Source organism: Sphingomonas sp. GW821-FHT09E03, assembly GCF_059416225.1.
Genome location: NZ_JBWKOS010000005.1, coordinates 18,867 through 32,888 on the forward strand (window position 1 = coordinate 18,867; position 14,022 = coordinate 32,888).

Genomic DNA, 14,022 nt, shown 5'->3' on the forward strand with positions numbered 1-14,022 from the left:
CCTCGAACTTACGCCTTGTGGTCGTCGACTTCCGAGAATTCGGCATCGACCACATCGTCCTTGGGCGCCTCATCGGCACCACCCTGCGGCGACGCGTCGGCCTGGGCCTGCTTCTCGTAGATCGCCTGGCCGAGCTTCATCGCGACCTGGGCGAGCGCTTGGCTCGTCTCGGTCATGCGATCGGCATCGCCGCTCTCGACCGCCGCCTTGGCGGTGTCGATCGCGCCCTGGATCTCCGACTTCAAGGCGTCGTCGACCTTGTCGCCATTGTCCGCGAGCTGGCGCTCGGTGGTGTGGATCAGCGATTCGGCGTTGTTCTTCGCCTCGGCGCCGGCACGACGCTTCTTGTCCTCCTCGGCGAACTGCTCGGCATCGCGCACCATCTGCTCGATGTCATTGTCGCTGAGGCCGCCCGACGCCTGGATGCGGATCTGCTGCTCCTTGCCGGTGCCCTTGTCCTTGGCCGAGACGTTGACGAGGCCGTTGGCGTCGATGTCGAAGGTGACCTCGATCTGCGGCACGCCGCGCGGCGCCGGCGGGATGCCGACCAGGTCGAACTGGCCGAGGATCTTGTTGTCCGCGGCCATCTCGCGCTCGCCCTGGAACACGCGGATCGTCACCGCGCCCTGGTTGTCGTCCGCGGTCGAATAGGTCTGGCTCTTCTTGGTAGGGATCGTGGTGTTGCGATCGATCATCCGCGTGAACACGCCACCCAGCGTCTCGATGCCGAGCGACAGCGGCGTCACGTCGAGCAGCAGCACGTCCTTGACGTCACCCTGCAGCACGCCGGCCTGGATCGCGGCGCCCATCGCGACGACCTCATCCGGGTTGACGCCGGTGTGCGGCTCCTTGCCGAAGAAGTTCTTCACCGCTTCGCGGACCTTGGGCATGCGGGTCATGCCGCCGACCAGCACCACTTCGCTGATGTCGTCGGTCTTCACGCCGGCATCGGCGAGCGCCTTCTTCATCGGCTCGATCGTGCGCTTGATCAGGTCGTCGACCAGCTTTTCGAGATCGGTGCGCGTGATCGTGCGCACGAGATGCTTCGGGCCGTTCTGGTCGGCGGTGATGAACGGCAGATTGACCTCGGTTGACGCAGCCGAGCTGAGCTCGATCTTGGCCTTTTCCGCGGCTTCCTTGAGGCGCTGCAGCGCGAGCTTGTCCTTGGCGAGGTCGATCCCCTCGTCCTTCTTGAAGCCCTCGGCGAGATATTCGACCAGCTTGTTGTCGAAATCCTCACCCCCCAGGAAGGTGTCGCCGTTGGTGGCCTTCACCTCGAACACGCCGTCGCCGATCTCGAGGATCGAGACGTCGAAGGTGCCGCCGCCGAGATCGTAGACGGCGATCGTCTTGCCGTCCTGCTTCTCGAGGCCGTAAGCCAGCGCCGCCGCGGTCGGCTCGTTGATGATGCGCAGCACCTCGAGGCCGGCGATCTGGCCGGCGTCCTTGGTCGCCTGGCGCTGGGCGTCGTTGAAATAGGCCGGCACGGTGATGACCGCCTGCGTGACCGTCTCGCCGAGATACGACTCCGCGGTCTCCTTCATCTTCTGCAGCGTGAACGCCGAGATCTGCGACGGCGAATAATCCTTGCCGCCGGCCGAGACCCACGCGTCGCCGTTCGGGCCGCGCGCGATCTTGTACGGCACCAGCTCGGTGTCCTTCTTGGTGATCGGGTCGTCGAAGCGACGGCCGATCAGGCGCTTCACCGCGAAGATCGTATTGTCGCCATTGGTGACCGCCTGGCGCTTGGCCGGCTGGCCGACCAGTCGCTCGCCATCCTTGGCGAAGGCGACGATCGACGGCGTGGTGCGCGCGCCCTCGACATTCTCGATGACCTTGGGCTTGCCGGCTTCCATCACTGCAACGCAGCTGTTGGTAGTGCCGAGATCGATACCGATAACTTTAGCCATGTGTGCTCTTCAGCCCCTCACGAACAAAAAAACCATGGGAAACGACGCCCCGTTACGGCTGCGCAATTTCCCGTTGCTAGGCCGGATATAGGGGGGCGCCCGCTTGCCGCAAGAAGGCGCGGAACCTAGAGCGCATCGGAGATTTCCCGAACCGGGAGATCGGCACGGGAGGGACGGCATGCGAACGGTGATGGCGCTGGCGCTGGGCGCGGCGGTGATGACCGGGTGCACCAGGCCCGACACGCCGACCGTGGAGCAGGCCTGGGTGCGGCTCGCCGCGGTGCCGAGCCGGCCTTCGGCGCTCTATTTCACCCTGCATGGCGGCCCGCTGCCGGTGACGCTGATCGGCGTCACCACCGACGTGACGGTGAGCAGCGAGATGCACGAGAGCATGGCCAAGGGCGGGTTGACGACGATGGCGCCGCTCGCGCGGCTGGCCGTCCCGGCGCGCGCCGACATCGTCTTCGCGCCCGGCGGCCGCCACGTGATGCTGTTCGACGTCAATCCCGGGATCAAGCCCGGCGGCCGGCGGCCGGTGGTCACGCTGAGCTTCGCCGATGGCCAGCGGCTGGTGACCACCGCCATCGTGGTCGGCCCGGGCCAGCCGATGCCCGACGCCTGATCGCGATGGCCGACGCCGATACGATGTCGGGGCGCCCGTTGACGGCCGGCGAGATCGCGCTGGCCGGATCGGTGTTTGGCGACGCGATCGATTATGCCCCGGTGCGGATCGTGCGGCGCAAATGGGTTTTCTTCCAGCCGCGCGATACGGTGATGGCGCCGCGCGGCTGCATCCATTTTCACCCCCATGGCACCGGCTATCGCGACGATTTCGCCGCCGCCGCACTCACCGATCAGGGCCTGTTCATCCATGAGATGGTCCACGTCTGGCAGCACCAGCGCGGCATCTTCCTGCCGCTCGCCCGCCATCCGTGGTGCCGCTACGATTATGCGCTGAAGCCCGGCCAGCCGCTCCACCGCTATGGCATCGAGCAGCAAGGCGAGATCGTCCGCCACGCCTTTCTGCTCCGCCACGGCGCCCGCGTGCCCGGTGCGCCGCCGCTCGGCCAATATGACACGCTGCTGCCGTTCCGCGGCGGCTGATCCGCTCGACCCGCTAATCGGCATTAGCGATAAACATGCCGTCGCGGCCCAATCTGTCATCGCTTGGGTAAGCTTTTGGTGGTACACGAATTATTGTGTCCACCGCGATCCCCCACAGCTATCCGATCGGCATCGATCCGGCCGACATCGACTTCATGGGTCATGTCAACAACGCCAGCTATCTCAAGTGGGTACAGGAGGCGGTGATCAGCCATTGGCAGCGCCTGGCGCCGCCCGATGCGGTCGCGACGCACCTGTGGGTCGCGCTCAAGCACGAGATCACCTATCGCAAGCCGACCTTCCTCGACGACGAGGTGATCGCCACCGTGCTGCTCGAAAAGGTCCAGGGCGCGCGGGCGTTCTACGAGACGGTGATCAAGCGCGGCGAGGAAGTGCTCGCCGAGGTCAAATCGAGCTGGTGCTGCCTCGATGCGACCACCCACCGGCCGGCGCGGCTCGCGGCCAATGTGATCGAGCGCTTCTTCCCGAAGGATTGAGCGGGCAGCTCGCCCCATAGTTCCCCGCCGTCATACTGAACTCGTTTCAGCATCCATGGCCAGGCCGCTCCGCTCCTGGACGCCGCCGGTGAGGGATCCTGAACCACGTTCAGGATGACGAAGTAAGCAGCAATGCTGGCGGCCGGCGAAATGCGGTTCGGCGGCCACCTTCCTATAGCGCGTCGAAATCGATCGGCTGGTGGCGATCCAGCCACTGTGGGGCTTCGGGCATCGGATATTTCAACCCGGTCGCGCAATTGAACAGCACCACCTGCTCGTCCTCGTCCACCTCGCCGGAGCGCAGCGCCTCCTTGTACGCCGCCAGCGTCGCGCCGCCTTCGGGGCACAGCAGCAGGCCGTCGCGGCGCGCGCAATCGTCCACCGCCTTGAGGATCGCGGGATCGCCGACGCCGAGCGCCTTGCCGCCGCTCTCGCGCACCGCGCGCAGGATCAGGAAATCGCCGATCGCCTTCGGCACGCGGATGCCCATCGCCACGGTGGAGGCATCCTCCCAACGCTCGGCATGTTCGACGCCTTCCTCGAACGCCCGCACGATCGGCGCGCAGCCCGAGGCCTGGACCGCATACATCCGCGGGCGCTCGGGCCCGATCCAGCCGAGCTTCTCCAGCTCGTCGAACGCCTTCCACATGCCGATCAGCCCGGTGCCGCCACCGGTGGGGTAGAAGATCGCATCCGGCAGCTTCCAGCCGAGCTGCGCGGCGAGCTCCAGCCCCATCGTCTTCTTGCCCTCGATCCGATAGGGCTCTTTCAGCGTCGAGAAATCGAACCAGCGGCCCTCGGCAGCCCCCTTGCCGACGATCGCACCGCAATCGTCGATCAACCCGTTGACCCGCCACACCCGCGCGCCCTGCATCGCGATCTCGCGGACGTTCACCTCGGGCGTGTCCTCGGGGCAGAACACGATCGTCTCGATCCCGCAGCGGCTGGCATAGGCCGCAAGCGCGGCGCCGGCATTGCCGTTGGTCGGCATCGCGATCCTGGTGACGCCGAGTTCCTTGGCCATCGCCACCGCCATCACCAGCCCGCGGGCCTTGAACGAACCGGTCGGCAGCCGCCCCTCGTCCTTGACCAGCACGTTGGGGCCGCCGGACTTGCCGATCGGCACCAGCGGCGTCTCGATCTCGCCAAGGCTGACGATGTCACGGGTGTGGCGCACGGGCAGCAATTCGCGCCAGCGCCACAGGTCGGTCGGCCGCGCCTCGAGCAGCGGCCGCGGCAGGTTGGCCTTCACCGCGTCGAGGTCGTAGCGCACCAGCAGCGGCTTGCCCGCCGCGGACAGGCCGTGAAGCTGGTCCGCCTCATAGCGCTCGCCGGTCAGCGAGCATTCCAGATGGGTGACGAAGGTGGCGCGATCGGCGGTGAGATTGGCGTTCATGCCTCCTCGCTACTATCGAGCAGGCCCGCTGAGCAATCGCTTACTTGGCGAGATCACCATCCATGCCCAGCCGCGGCCGACGGCATCCCCCAACCGACGCTAGCTATCGAACTCTAGTGCGACAGCGGTAGTGCCGCCGGACGAGGCGGGTCCACCGGCGTGCCGACGGACCCGTCGTCATCGTCAGGTCGCTTGCGGTTACGGCGTCTGAATCGATCCCGCGCGCCGCCGCGCCGCTGCCAGTATCTTCATCGACAGCCGGCGCGGCGTGTTCATCTTAGTCCGGCTTGCGCGCGACGCCGACCAGCGCCGGGCGCAGCAGGCGGTCCTTGATCATGTAGCCCGCCTGCATCTCCTGGACGATCGTGCCCGGCTCGGCGTCGCTCGGCACTTCCATCATCGCCTGGTGCTTGTTGGGATCGAGTGCGGCGCCCATCGCCTCCACCTTGGTGATGCCGTTGCGGCTGAACACGCTGTCCAGCTCGCGACCGGTCGCTTCCAGGCCGACCACGAGGCCCTTCATCTTCTCGTCATTGCGCAGGTCGCCGGGGATCGCGGTGAGCGCGCGGGAGAGATTGTCCGCGACAGAAAGGATGTCGCGGGCAAAATTGGTCGAGGCATAGTTGCGGGCGTCCTGCGCTTCCTTTTCGGCGCGGCGACGGACGTTCTGGATCTCGGCCTGGGCGTAGAGCACCTGCTGCTTGGCCTCGGCGAGCTGATCCTCCAGCTCCGCGATCCGCGCCTGGCCCTGGTCGTGCTCGGCAACTTCGGGCGCGGCTTCGGCGGTTTCCTGGCGCAGATTGTCGGTGTCGGTGGTGATGTTGTCGGTCATTCTATTCCCTGTTCAGGCCATCAATCGGGCGATGGTCGCCGCTGTGAAATCCACCATGGGCACGACGCGGGCATAGTTCAACCGCGTCGGCCCGATCACGCCCACCACGCCGACCACCCTTCCGCCGGGGCCACGGAACGGCCGCGCGATCACCGACGAGCCCGACAATGCGAACAATTTGTTCTCCGCGCCGATGAAGATGCGGGTGGAATCGCCGGCACGGGCGCTGTCCAGCAGATGCGCAATCTCCTGCTTGCCCTCGAGATCGTCGAGCAGGTCGCGCACCCGATCGAGGTTGGCGGCCGCGGCGGTGTCGATCAACCGGCCCTGCCCGCGCACGATCAGCACCGGGCGGCGATCACCGTCTTCGCTCCATACCGCCAAGCCCTGCTCGACCAGCGAGCGCGCGGCGCCGTCCAGCGCCGCCTGCCCTTCGGCCAGCTCGCGCTCCACCCGGCCGCGCGCTTCGACCAGCGTCAGCCCGGACAGCGTCGCCGTCATGTAATTGCCCGCCTCGGCCAGCGCCGAGGAGGTCATCCCCGCCGGCAGCTGGATCACCCGGTTCTCCACCGAGCCATCCTCGCTGACCAGCACCGCCATGCCCTGGGTGGGCGACAGCGCGACGAAACCGATCGATCGCAGCGCCAGCTCGCGCTTGGGCACCATCACCAGCCCTGCGCAGGCCGACAGGCCGGAGAGCGCCGCGGTGGTCGCCGCCAGCGCCTCCTCCACCGGGCCACCCACCCCGGCCCGCGCCTCGATCGCGGCGCGTTCTTCCGCGCTCGGCTCGAGCGCCTGCATCATGCCGTCGACGAACAATCGCAAGCCGCGCTCGGTGGGGATCCGCCCGGCACTGGTATGCGGGCTGGCGAGCAGGCCCAGTTCCTCCAGCTCCTGCATGACGTTGCGGATCGACGCCGGCGAGAGGTTGAGCCCCGAGGCGAGCGCGATGCTCTTCGATCCCATCGGCATGCCGCTGTCGACATAGCCGTCCACCACCGCGCGAAAGATGTCGCGGGCGCGGTCGGTCAGTTCGGACACGGGGGGTGCGACCATCAGCGACATGTAGGCGGGCTTCGCCCCACGCTCAACGACTCAACGCTTGCCGATGAAGTCGGCGATCGGCAGCGCCTCGGGCGCGGCGCGCAGGCCGTCGCGCATCGCCCGCGCCGGCTCGCCGCCGCAGCCATAATAGAAATCGAGATGGCTGGATGCCGTCCCCGGCTGTCGCCAGCGGATGTCGACCCCCGGCAGATCGGTCACCGCCGGGCCGCACAGCGGCTGATCCGGCTGGTAGATCGCCTCGCCGGCAGGCCGGAACGGCGCGAGCCGCTGCTTGAAGCCGAGGAACTGTGCAGGCGTTACCGTGAAGCGGTGCGCACCGGTCGCGGCGACATGCTGCTCGCCCTCGAACACGCCGGCGCCGTCCGACGATACCGTCACCGCATAGACCGGGCAGAAGCCGTGGCAGGCGGTAGTCGCATAGCGGATCGTTTCGTTCCCCCCAGCGGCCGCCGCGGCGGCGGCCGGCACCTGGCCCGGCGTCGCGCACCCCGCCAGCGCCAGCAGGGCGATCGGTGCGCACAGGCCTGCGGTCATCGTCTTGATCATCTGTCTCTCCCGGGAGCACGGCTACTGGCGCCGCAGCCCACCGCCGTCTAGGGCTCCGCACCTGAACGACAGGAGACTCATTTCATGCGCCCCAGCGGCCGCACGCCAGACCAGATGCGTGCCATCACCATCCAGCCCCATTTCACCCGCCACGCGGAAGGGTCGGTGCTGATCGGCTTCGGCGACACGCGCGTGCTCGTCACCGCCTCGATCGAGGAGCGGGTGCCACCGTTCATGCGCGGCAAGGGCGAAGGCTGGGTGACGGCGGAATATGGCATGCTGCCGCGCGCCACCCACACCCGCTCGAACCGCGAGGCGGCCAAGGGCAAGCAATCGGGTCGTACCCAGGAGATCCAGCGGCTGATCGGCCGCAGCCTGCGCTCGGTGATGGACATGAAGCTGCTCGGCGAGCGCCAGATCGTGCTCGATTGCGACGTGATCCAGGCCGATGGCGGCACGCGCACCGCGTCGATCTCCGGCGCCTGGGTGGCGATGCGGCTCGCGGTCAACAAGCTGCTGGTCGAGGGCAAGCTGTCGGCCGATCCGATCAAGCAGAAGGTCGCCGCCGTCTCCTGCGGCATCTACCAGGGCACGCCGGTGCTCGACCTCGACTATGACGAGGATTCGGCTGCGGACGCCGACGCCAATTTCGTGCTGCTTGAGAACGGCCATATCGCCGAGGCGCAGGCCACGGCCGAGCATGCGACCTATGACGAGGAGGCGCTGCTGCGCCTGCTGCGGCTGGCGCGGATCGGCTGCACCGACATCTTCGCCGCGCAGGAACGGGCAACCGCATGACCAACGCTGCCGACACCGGCCGCCAGGCCATCCGCAAGCTTCAGCCGGGCAAGCTGGTGATCGCCAGCCACAATGCCGGCAAGGTCCGCGAGATCGAGGCGCTGTTGCGCCCTTATGGCATCGAAACGGTGTCGGCAGCAGCGCTCGATCTACCCGAGCCCGAGGAGACCGGCACCACCTTCTTCGCCAACGCCGAACTAAAAGCCCGCAGCGCCGCCGATCTGTCGGGTTTGCCGGCGCTGGCGGACGACAGCGGGCTGTGCGTCGATGCGCTAAACGGCGACCCGGGGGTGTACACCGCCAATTGGGCGGAGACGCCCAGCGGGCGCGACTGGAACCTGGCAATGCGCAAGGTGGAAGACGCGCTCGCCGCCAAGGGGCCGGATGCCGGTCGCGACGCGCATTTTGTCTCGGTGCTCGCGCTGGCCTGGCCCGATGGCCATGTCGAGTGGTTCGAGGGCCGCGCCGAGGGCTCGTTGACCTGGCCACCGCGCGGCACCGTCGGCTTCGGCTACGACCCGGTGTTCGTGCCCCACGGCGAGACGCGGACGTTCGCCGAACTGGCACCCGAGGAGAAGCAGGCGATCAGCCACCGCGCCGCGGCGTTCAGGCAGATGGTCGCAGCGGTCTTCTGAACCGGCGCACGCACGGCGGCGTCAGAAAGCCGCGTGGCCCCAGACATTGCCCGGTGGCGAATAGCGGCAGACCAGATAATCGTCGGTCGGGCTGCTCGCCATCGCGCAGCCCATCGCGGTCGAGCCGCGCCAGATGATCTGCGTATAATGGGCGACATCCTCCCAGCGGCCACTGCGGCTGAAATTGGGTGTCGGCAGGTTCACGAAATCCTTCTTCTCCGCCACCCAATGGCCGACCATTTCGTCATAGCCATAAGCATAGCGCGTGCCGGTCCATAGGTTCTCGCCCTGCCGGCTCATGTCGATCGGCTGCTTGGCGTGCTCGAACTTGCCGGTTCGCGCCATCGTCTGCGCATAGGCTCGTGCCGAATCCGCCAGCCGCTCGTCCCACACCAGCGGCGGCACGCCCACCTCGACGCGCGCGGCATTCTGCCCGGCCAGCATCGCCTGGCGGAGCAGCCCCGCCCCGCGCGGCGCCGGCTGATCGCTGGTGCGCGGCTCGACCACGCGTTCGGGCGCCTGGGCACAGGCGGTGAGCAGCAGCATCGCGGCGAGAAGGTGGCGTTTGAGCATGGCGGGGTCCATATCGGCGCCAAGATGAACCCCGACAAGACACAAGCGCCGCTCGCCCTCTACGTCCATTGGCCGTTCTGCGTCTCCAAATGCCCCTATTGCGACTTCAACAGCCACGTCCGCGACGCCGTCGACCAGGACGCCTGGCGCACCGCACTGCTCGCCGATCTCGCTCATGAAGCGGCCGAGTTGCCGGGGCGGACTTTGGGCTCGATCTTCTTCGGCGGCGGCACGCCCTCGCTGATGCCGCCGGCCACCGTCGCCGCGATCCTCGATGCCGCCGAGCGCGCTTGGGGCTTCGCGCCGGGGATCGAGATCACGCTGGAGGCAAACCCCTCGTCGGTGGAGGCATCACGCTTCGCCGACCTCGCCGCCGCTGGCGTCAACCGCGCTTCGCTGGGGCTGCAGTCCCTAGACGACGAAGCATTGCGCTTCCTCGGCCGCGCCCATGGCGTCGATGAGGGCTTGGCGGCGCTGGACGTCGCGCAGGCGGTGTTCCCGAGGGTCAGCTTCGACCTGATCTACGCGCTGCCCGGGCAGGACATGGCGGCCTGGCAGGCCGAGCTCGCCCGCGCGCTGTCGTTCGGCACCGAGCATCTCTCGCTCTACCAGCTCACCATCGAGCCCGGCACGCGCTTCGCCACCGAGGCGGCGCAGGGCCGGCTGACCATCCCCGATGGCGACAGCGCCGCCGACCTGTTCGAGGCGACGAGGGCGATGACCGCCGCGGCAGGCCTGCCCGCCTATGAGACCTCCAACCATGCCCGACTAGGCGCGGAGAGCCGGCACAATCTCACCTATTGGCGTTACGGCGATTACGCCGGCGTAGGTCCCGGTGCCCACGGCCGGCGCGGCGGCCTCGCGACCGCGAGGCGCAAGAAGCCCGAGAACTGGCTCGCCGCCGTAGCACGCAACGGCCACGGCATGGAGCTGGAGGAATTGCTCGATCCGCATGACCGCGCCACCGAGGCGCTGGTGATGGGCCTGCGGCTGCGCGAGGGTGTCGACCTCGCCCGGGTTGCCGCGCTCGCCGGCGGCCGCGCGCCGATCGATGATGCGGCCGCGGCGCGGATGAGCGATCAGGGCCTCATCAGCTACGACGGCGACCGGCTCGTCGTCACGGAGGCAGGCGCACTGCTGCTCGACGCGATCCTGCCCGCGCTGGTACTCGACCGCGTCAGCGGCTGAAACCCGCCGGCGCCGGCGACACCGTCACCGTGGTGCCGTTCTGGATCTCCTGCACCTCGAGCGCGCGCTCGGCGACGCCGTCGCGGCCGAAGCGGAACGCGCCATCAATGCCCGCAAAGCCGCCGCTGTCGCTGAGCTTGTTCTCGGGGAACGGCCGGCCGACCGGCCAATCGCGCGCGATCTTCACGGTCAGCAGCACCGCGTCATAGCCAAGGCTCGACAGCCGGTACGGGGCAGCGCCGTAGCGCGCGCGGTATTTGGCGGCATATTGGCGATAGAGGCCATCCGCGACGCTCGCAAACCAGGCACCGGCGAGGCCCGGCTTGGCGGCAAGCCCGTTTTCGGAATTCCACAACTCGGTGCCGAGAATGCGAGTGGACGCGCCGCTGCCGCGCTTGACCAGCGGCGCCGCAGCGGCCGCCGAGGCGCCGCCGTCGGCGACCAGCACCGCGCCGAACGGCGCCTTGGTGTTAAGGCGGGTGATCGCAGCCGTCAGCCCACCCGGCGCGCGGCCGTAGGTCTGCAGCGACACGACCTGCCCCCCCGCGGCCTCCACCGTGCGCAGGAACGCGGTCGAGGCACGCTCGCCATATAGGCCGTTCGGCACCAATCCGGCGAAGCTGGTGACGCCCCGGCTGCGCGCGTAACCGACCACCCGGTCGATCGACTGGGCGGGCGCATAGCCCATCAGATAGGTGCCGGCGCCGGCGACGCTGGCATCGTTGGAGAAGCCGAGCACCGGCACGCCCGCGGCATGGGCGATCGGCGCAACCGCACGGACATCGTCTGACAGCAACGGCCCGAGGATCAGCTGAGCACCCTCGGCGATCGCGCGCCGCGCCGCGGCCGCTGCACCGCCGGCGGTGTCGTAGTTGGTGATGCGCACCTTGTCGGTGCCGGTGTCGAGCACCGCGAGCATGGTGGCGTTGGCGATCGAACGACCGACCCCGGCGTTGCCGCCCGACAACGGCACCAGCAGCGCGACGCGATTGCGCTGGGTATCGCGCGGCAGGCCCTGTTCCACCGTGTCGGGGCGGGTCGCCGCGGGCCGGTTGGCCGGACGCTGCTGCGGCGCCTCGACCGGGCCGCGCGGCACCACCGTCGAGCAGGCGCCGAGCAGGCCGGCGGCGGCGACCGCCAGCCAGCGCGCCGGCCGCCACGCAATCCTCTCGCCGAGCGGCCCCGCCGGTAACGCTGCACGTGGCTGTGCAAGTGTAGCTGCCTCTGCCATGACGATCCTTGTGACTGCTTTGAAGACGAACCCGCCCGAACCAACGGCTCTCGATCCCGGGCTCTACATCGTTGCGACACCGATCGGCAATCTCGGAGACCTGTCGCCGCGCGCGGCCGACATCCTCGCCCGCGCCGATGTGGTCGCGGTGGAGGACAGCCGCGTGACCGCCGGGCTGCTGCGCCACATTGGCGTCAAGCGGCCGATGATGCCCTATCACGACCATAACGCCGAGGGCGTTCGCCCCGGGCTGATCGCGCGGATGGCGCGTGAGGCAGTGGCGCTCGTCTCCGATGCCGGCACGCCGCTGATTTCCGATCCGGGCTATAAATTGGTGCGCGACGCACGCGCCGCCGGACATCTGGTCGTCACCCTTCCTGGCCCGTGCGCGGCAGTGGCGGCGCTGACGCTCGCCGGCTTGCCAACCGATCGCTTCCTGTTCCTCGGCTTCCTGCCGCCCAAGGAAAAGGCGCGCGCCGATGCGATCGCCGAGGTGGCCGCCGTCCGCGCGACGCTGGTGCTTTACGAGTCGGGACCGCGGCTCGGCGCCTGCCTGGCGACGCTTGCCGCGGTGCTCGGCGATCGCGAGGCGGCGGTGACGCGCGAGATCACCAAGCGGTTCGAAGAGGCAGTCACCGGCACCCTCGCCAGCCTCGCGGCACGCTATGCCGAAGCGCCACCCAAGGGCGAGATCGTGGTGGTGGTGGCGCCGCTAGGCGACGCACCACCGGCGACCGAGCAAGACGCCGACGCTGCGCTTGCCGAGGCGTTGACGAGGCTGCCGATCGCCAAGGCAGCGGGCGAGGTCGCCAAGCGGCTGGGGCTGGACCGCAAGGAGCTCTACGCCCGCGCGTTGGCGATGAAAGGCGCGGCGCCGCAATGAGGGACCGCCGCGTCGCCGAGGCTTCCGGTCGGCGCGGCGAGCGGCTGGCGGGCTGGTGGCTGCGCCTCAAGGGCTGGCAGATCCTCGACCGCCGGGTGAGGACGCCTGCCGGCGAGGTGGATCTGGTCGCGCGCCGCGGCAATCTGGTGGCGTTCGTCGAGGTCAAGACCCGCAAGTCGGTCGCCGAGCTCGACCATGCCATCGACGAGCGCCGGCTGGCGCGGGTCGCCGCGGCGGCCGAGGTGCTGATGGCGCGATACGCCAGGGCCGGCGATGACATCCGCGTCGACGTGATCCTGCTCGCTCCAGGGGTGCGACCCCGACATATCGAGAACGCCTGGATCGGGTGACTTCCCGGCATCCCGCGCCTACATGCCCGCACGTCCCTGCAGGAGTTGCCGCATGAGCCTTACCGTCGCCGTCCAGATGGATCCGCTGGAAAGCATCAACATCGCAGGCGATTCGAGCTTTGCGCTGATGCTGTCGGCGCAGGCGCGCGGGCACCGGCTGTTCCATTATGCCGCCGAGAATCTCAACTATTCGGCCGGCCGGGTGTGGACGGCGGCGCGGCCGGTGACGGTGCAGCGCGTGGTCGGCGATCATTTCGCGGCCGGCGATCCGGTCAGCCTCGACCTCGGGGCCGAGGCCGATGTCGTGCTGATGCGCCAGGATCCGCCGTTCGACCTCGGCTATATCACCGCCACCCATCTGCTCGAGCGGATCGCCGACCAGACGCTTGTGGTCAACGATCCCGTCAGCGTCCGCAACGCGCCCGAGAAAGTATTCGTGCTCGACTACGCGCAGTTCATGCCACCGACGCTGATCACCCGCAGCCTCGACGAGGCCCGCGCGTTCCTCGCCGAGCATGGCGAGATCGTGATCAAGCCGCTGCACGGCAACGGCGGCAAGGCGATCTTCAAGGTCGGCAACGAGGGCGCCAATCTGTCGGCGCTGATCGAGGTATTCAACCAGACCTGGCGCGAGCCGCACATGGTCCAGGCCTTCCTGCCTGCCGTCGCCAAGGGCGACAAGCGCATCGTTCTGGTCGACGGCGAGGTCGTCGGTGCGATCAACCGCTTGCCCGGCGAGGGCGAGATCCGCTCCAACCTCGCGGTCGGCGGCTCGGCGGTGAAGACCGAACTGACCGATAAGGAACGCGAGATCTGCGCCGTGCTCGGGCCGGAGCTCAAGCGTCGCGGGCTGCTGTTCGTCGGCATCGACGTGATCGGCGGCGAATGGCTGACCGAGATCAACGTCACCTCGCCCACCGGCATCGTCGCGATCGAGCGGTTCGACGGCACCGATGTCGCCGGGCTGATCTGGGATGCGATCGAGCGCAAGGTCGCCGCGCGAGCGGCTTAGGC

The 14,022-nt window shown here is 68.5% G+C and carries 16 protein-coding genes; 9 read left to right on the top strand and 7 right to left on the bottom strand.

Annotated features, from left to right (window positions below):
* Positions 1-8: 8 nt before the first annotated feature.
* Entirely contained in the window at positions 9-1,910 is a 1,902-nt protein-coding gene (gene dnaK, locus AC07M8_RS12895) for a molecular chaperone DnaK (protein WP_495174734.1), read from the bottom strand.
* Between the two features lie 178 nt (positions 1,911-2,088).
* Between dnaK and AC07M8_RS12900 the strand changes: the two genes are divergently transcribed.
* From AC07M8_RS12900 to AC07M8_RS12910, 3 genes are all read left to right on the top strand, one after another.
* Entirely contained in the window at positions 2,089-2,532 is a 444-nt protein-coding gene (locus AC07M8_RS12900) for a copper chaperone PCu(A)C (RefSeq protein WP_495174735.1), read from the top strand.
* A 5-nt stretch (positions 2,533-2,537) separates the two neighbouring features.
* Positions 2,538-3,014, top strand: a complete 477-nt coding sequence (locus tag AC07M8_RS12905; RefSeq protein ID WP_495174736.1) for a vgr related protein — start codon at positions 2,538-2,540, stop codon at positions 3,012-3,014.
* Positions 3,015-3,109: 95 nt separating this feature from the next.
* Positions 3,110-3,511 (top strand): acyl-CoA thioesterase, encoded by a 402-nt coding sequence (locus AC07M8_RS12910; protein ID WP_267393885.1) that lies wholly within the window; start codon positions 3,110-3,112, stop codon positions 3,509-3,511.
* Positions 3,512-3,683: 172 nt separating this feature from the next.
* Here the strand turns inward: AC07M8_RS12910 and AC07M8_RS12915 are convergent, their stop codons facing one another.
* The 4 genes from AC07M8_RS12915 to AC07M8_RS12930 form a co-directional block, all read right to left on the bottom strand.
* On the bottom strand, positions 3,684-4,907 hold the full coding sequence (locus AC07M8_RS12915; RefSeq protein WP_495174737.1) for a threonine synthase: 1,224 nt from the start codon (positions 4,905-4,907) through the stop codon (positions 3,684-3,686).
* 277 nt (positions 4,908-5,184) lie between these two features.
* Positions 5,185-5,739, bottom strand: coding sequence for a nucleotide exchange factor GrpE (gene grpE / locus AC07M8_RS12920; RefSeq protein ID WP_495174738.1), 555 nt, complete (start codon positions 5,737-5,739; stop codon positions 5,185-5,187).
* A 12-nt stretch (positions 5,740-5,751) separates the two neighbouring features.
* Entirely contained in the window at positions 5,752-6,795 is a 1,044-nt protein-coding gene (hrcA, locus tag AC07M8_RS12925) for a heat-inducible transcriptional repressor HrcA (protein ID WP_495174739.1), read from the bottom strand.
* A 39-nt stretch (positions 6,796-6,834) separates the two neighbouring features.
* Positions 6,835-7,350 (bottom strand): DUF6438 domain-containing protein, encoded by a 516-nt coding sequence (locus tag AC07M8_RS12930; protein ID WP_495174740.1) that lies wholly within the window; start codon positions 7,348-7,350, stop codon positions 6,835-6,837.
* A gap of 84 nt (positions 7,351-7,434) precedes the next feature.
* Between AC07M8_RS12930 and rph the strand changes: the two genes are divergently transcribed.
* Both rph and rdgB read left to right on the top strand, forming a co-directional pair.
* Entirely contained in the window at positions 7,435-8,148 is a 714-nt protein-coding gene (gene rph / locus AC07M8_RS12935; RefSeq protein WP_495174741.1) for a ribonuclease PH, read from the top strand.
* A complete protein-coding gene (rdgB, locus tag AC07M8_RS12940; protein ID WP_495174742.1) occupies positions 8,145-8,783 on the top strand; it encodes an RdgB/HAM1 family non-canonical purine NTP pyrophosphatase in 639 nt (212 codons plus the stop codon). The genes rph and rdgB overlap by 4 nt, the downstream gene beginning before the upstream one ends.
* 21 nt (positions 8,784-8,804) lie before the next feature.
* Here the strand turns inward: rdgB and AC07M8_RS12945 are convergent, their stop codons facing one another.
* A complete protein-coding gene (locus tag AC07M8_RS12945) occupies positions 8,805-9,356 on the bottom strand; it encodes a CAP domain-containing protein (RefSeq protein WP_495174743.1) in 552 nt (183 codons plus the stop codon).
* 24 nt (positions 9,357-9,380) lie between these two features.
* Between AC07M8_RS12945 and hemW the strand changes: the two genes are divergently transcribed.
* Positions 9,381-10,544, top strand: a complete 1,164-nt coding sequence (gene hemW / locus AC07M8_RS12950; protein WP_495174868.1) for a radical SAM family heme chaperone HemW — start codon at positions 9,381-9,383, stop codon at positions 10,542-10,544.
* Here the strand turns inward: hemW and AC07M8_RS12955 are convergent.
* Positions 10,534-11,775: a penicillin-binding protein activator gene (locus AC07M8_RS12955; protein ID WP_495174744.1), complete on the bottom strand. Its 1,242-nt coding sequence runs from the start codon at positions 11,773-11,775 to the stop codon at positions 10,534-10,536. The two genes, hemW and AC07M8_RS12955, sit on opposite strands and share 11 nt — an antisense overlap.
* On the opposite strand from AC07M8_RS12955, the gene rsmI reads away from it, so the two are divergent.
* From rsmI to gshB, 3 genes are read left to right on the top strand one after another with little or no spacing between them, the layout of a single operon-like run.
* A complete protein-coding gene (gene rsmI / locus AC07M8_RS12960) occupies positions 11,774-12,658 on the top strand; it encodes a 16S rRNA (cytidine(1402)-2'-O)-methyltransferase (RefSeq protein WP_495174745.1) in 885 nt (294 codons plus the stop codon). The genes AC07M8_RS12955 and rsmI overlap by 2 nt on opposite strands.
* Entirely contained in the window at positions 12,655-13,008 is a 354-nt protein-coding gene (locus tag AC07M8_RS12965) for a YraN family protein (protein WP_495174746.1), read from the top strand. Before rsmI ends, AC07M8_RS12965 begins: the two co-directional genes overlap by 4 nt.
* Before the next feature lie 52 nt (positions 13,009-13,060).
* Positions 13,061-14,020, top strand: coding sequence for a glutathione synthase (gene gshB / locus AC07M8_RS12970; protein ID WP_495174747.1), 960 nt, complete (start codon positions 13,061-13,063; stop codon positions 14,018-14,020).
* Positions 14,021-14,022: the final 2 nt, after the last annotated feature.

Excerpts from the sequence above, each read along its gene's own strand:
- rdgB (WP_495174742.1), top strand. The coding sequence starts at position 8,145 with ATGACCAACGCTGCCGACACCGGCCGCCAGGCCATCCGCAAGCTTCAG.
- rsmI (WP_495174745.1), top strand. The coding sequence starts at position 11,774 with ATGACGATCCTTGTGACTGCTTTGAAGACGAACCCGCCCGAACCAACG.
- gshB (WP_495174747.1), top strand. The coding sequence starts at position 13,061 with ATGAGCCTTACCGTCGCCGTCCAGATGGATCCGCTGGAAAGCATCAAC.
- grpE (WP_495174738.1), bottom strand. The coding sequence starts at position 5,739 with ATGACCGACAACATCACCACCGACACCGACAATCTGCGCCAGGAAACC.
- rph (WP_495174741.1), top strand. The coding sequence starts at position 7,435 with ATGCGCCCCAGCGGCCGCACGCCAGACCAGATGCGTGCCATCACCATC.
- AC07M8_RS12965 (WP_495174746.1), top strand. The coding sequence starts at position 12,655 with ATGAGGGACCGCCGCGTCGCCGAGGCTTCCGGTCGGCGCGGCGAGCGG.
- hrcA (WP_495174739.1), bottom strand. The coding sequence starts at position 6,795 with ATGGTCGCACCCCCCGTGTCCGAACTGACCGACCGCGCCCGCGACATC.
- AC07M8_RS12955 (WP_495174744.1), bottom strand. The coding sequence starts at position 11,775 with ATGGCAGAGGCAGCTACACTTGCACAGCCACGTGCAGCGTTACCGGCG.
- AC07M8_RS12905 (WP_495174736.1), top strand. The coding sequence starts at position 2,538 with ATGGCCGACGCCGATACGATGTCGGGGCGCCCGTTGACGGCCGGCGAG.
- hemW (WP_495174868.1), top strand. The coding sequence starts at position 9,381 with ATGAACCCCGACAAGACACAAGCGCCGCTCGCCCTCTACGTCCATTGG.
- AC07M8_RS12915 (WP_495174737.1), bottom strand. The coding sequence starts at position 4,907 with ATGAACGCCAATCTCACCGCCGATCGCGCCACCTTCGTCACCCATCTG.
- AC07M8_RS12900 (WP_495174735.1), top strand. The coding sequence starts at position 2,089 with ATGCGAACGGTGATGGCGCTGGCGCTGGGCGCGGCGGTGATGACCGGG.
- dnaK (WP_495174734.1), bottom strand. The coding sequence starts at position 1,910 with ATGGCTAAAGTTATCGGTATCGATCTCGGCACTACCAACAGCTGCGTT.
- AC07M8_RS12945 (WP_495174743.1), bottom strand. The coding sequence starts at position 9,356 with ATGCTCAAACGCCACCTTCTCGCCGCGATGCTGCTGCTCACCGCCTGT.
- AC07M8_RS12930 (WP_495174740.1), bottom strand. The coding sequence starts at position 7,350 with ATGATCAAGACGATGACCGCAGGCCTGTGCGCACCGATCGCCCTGCTG.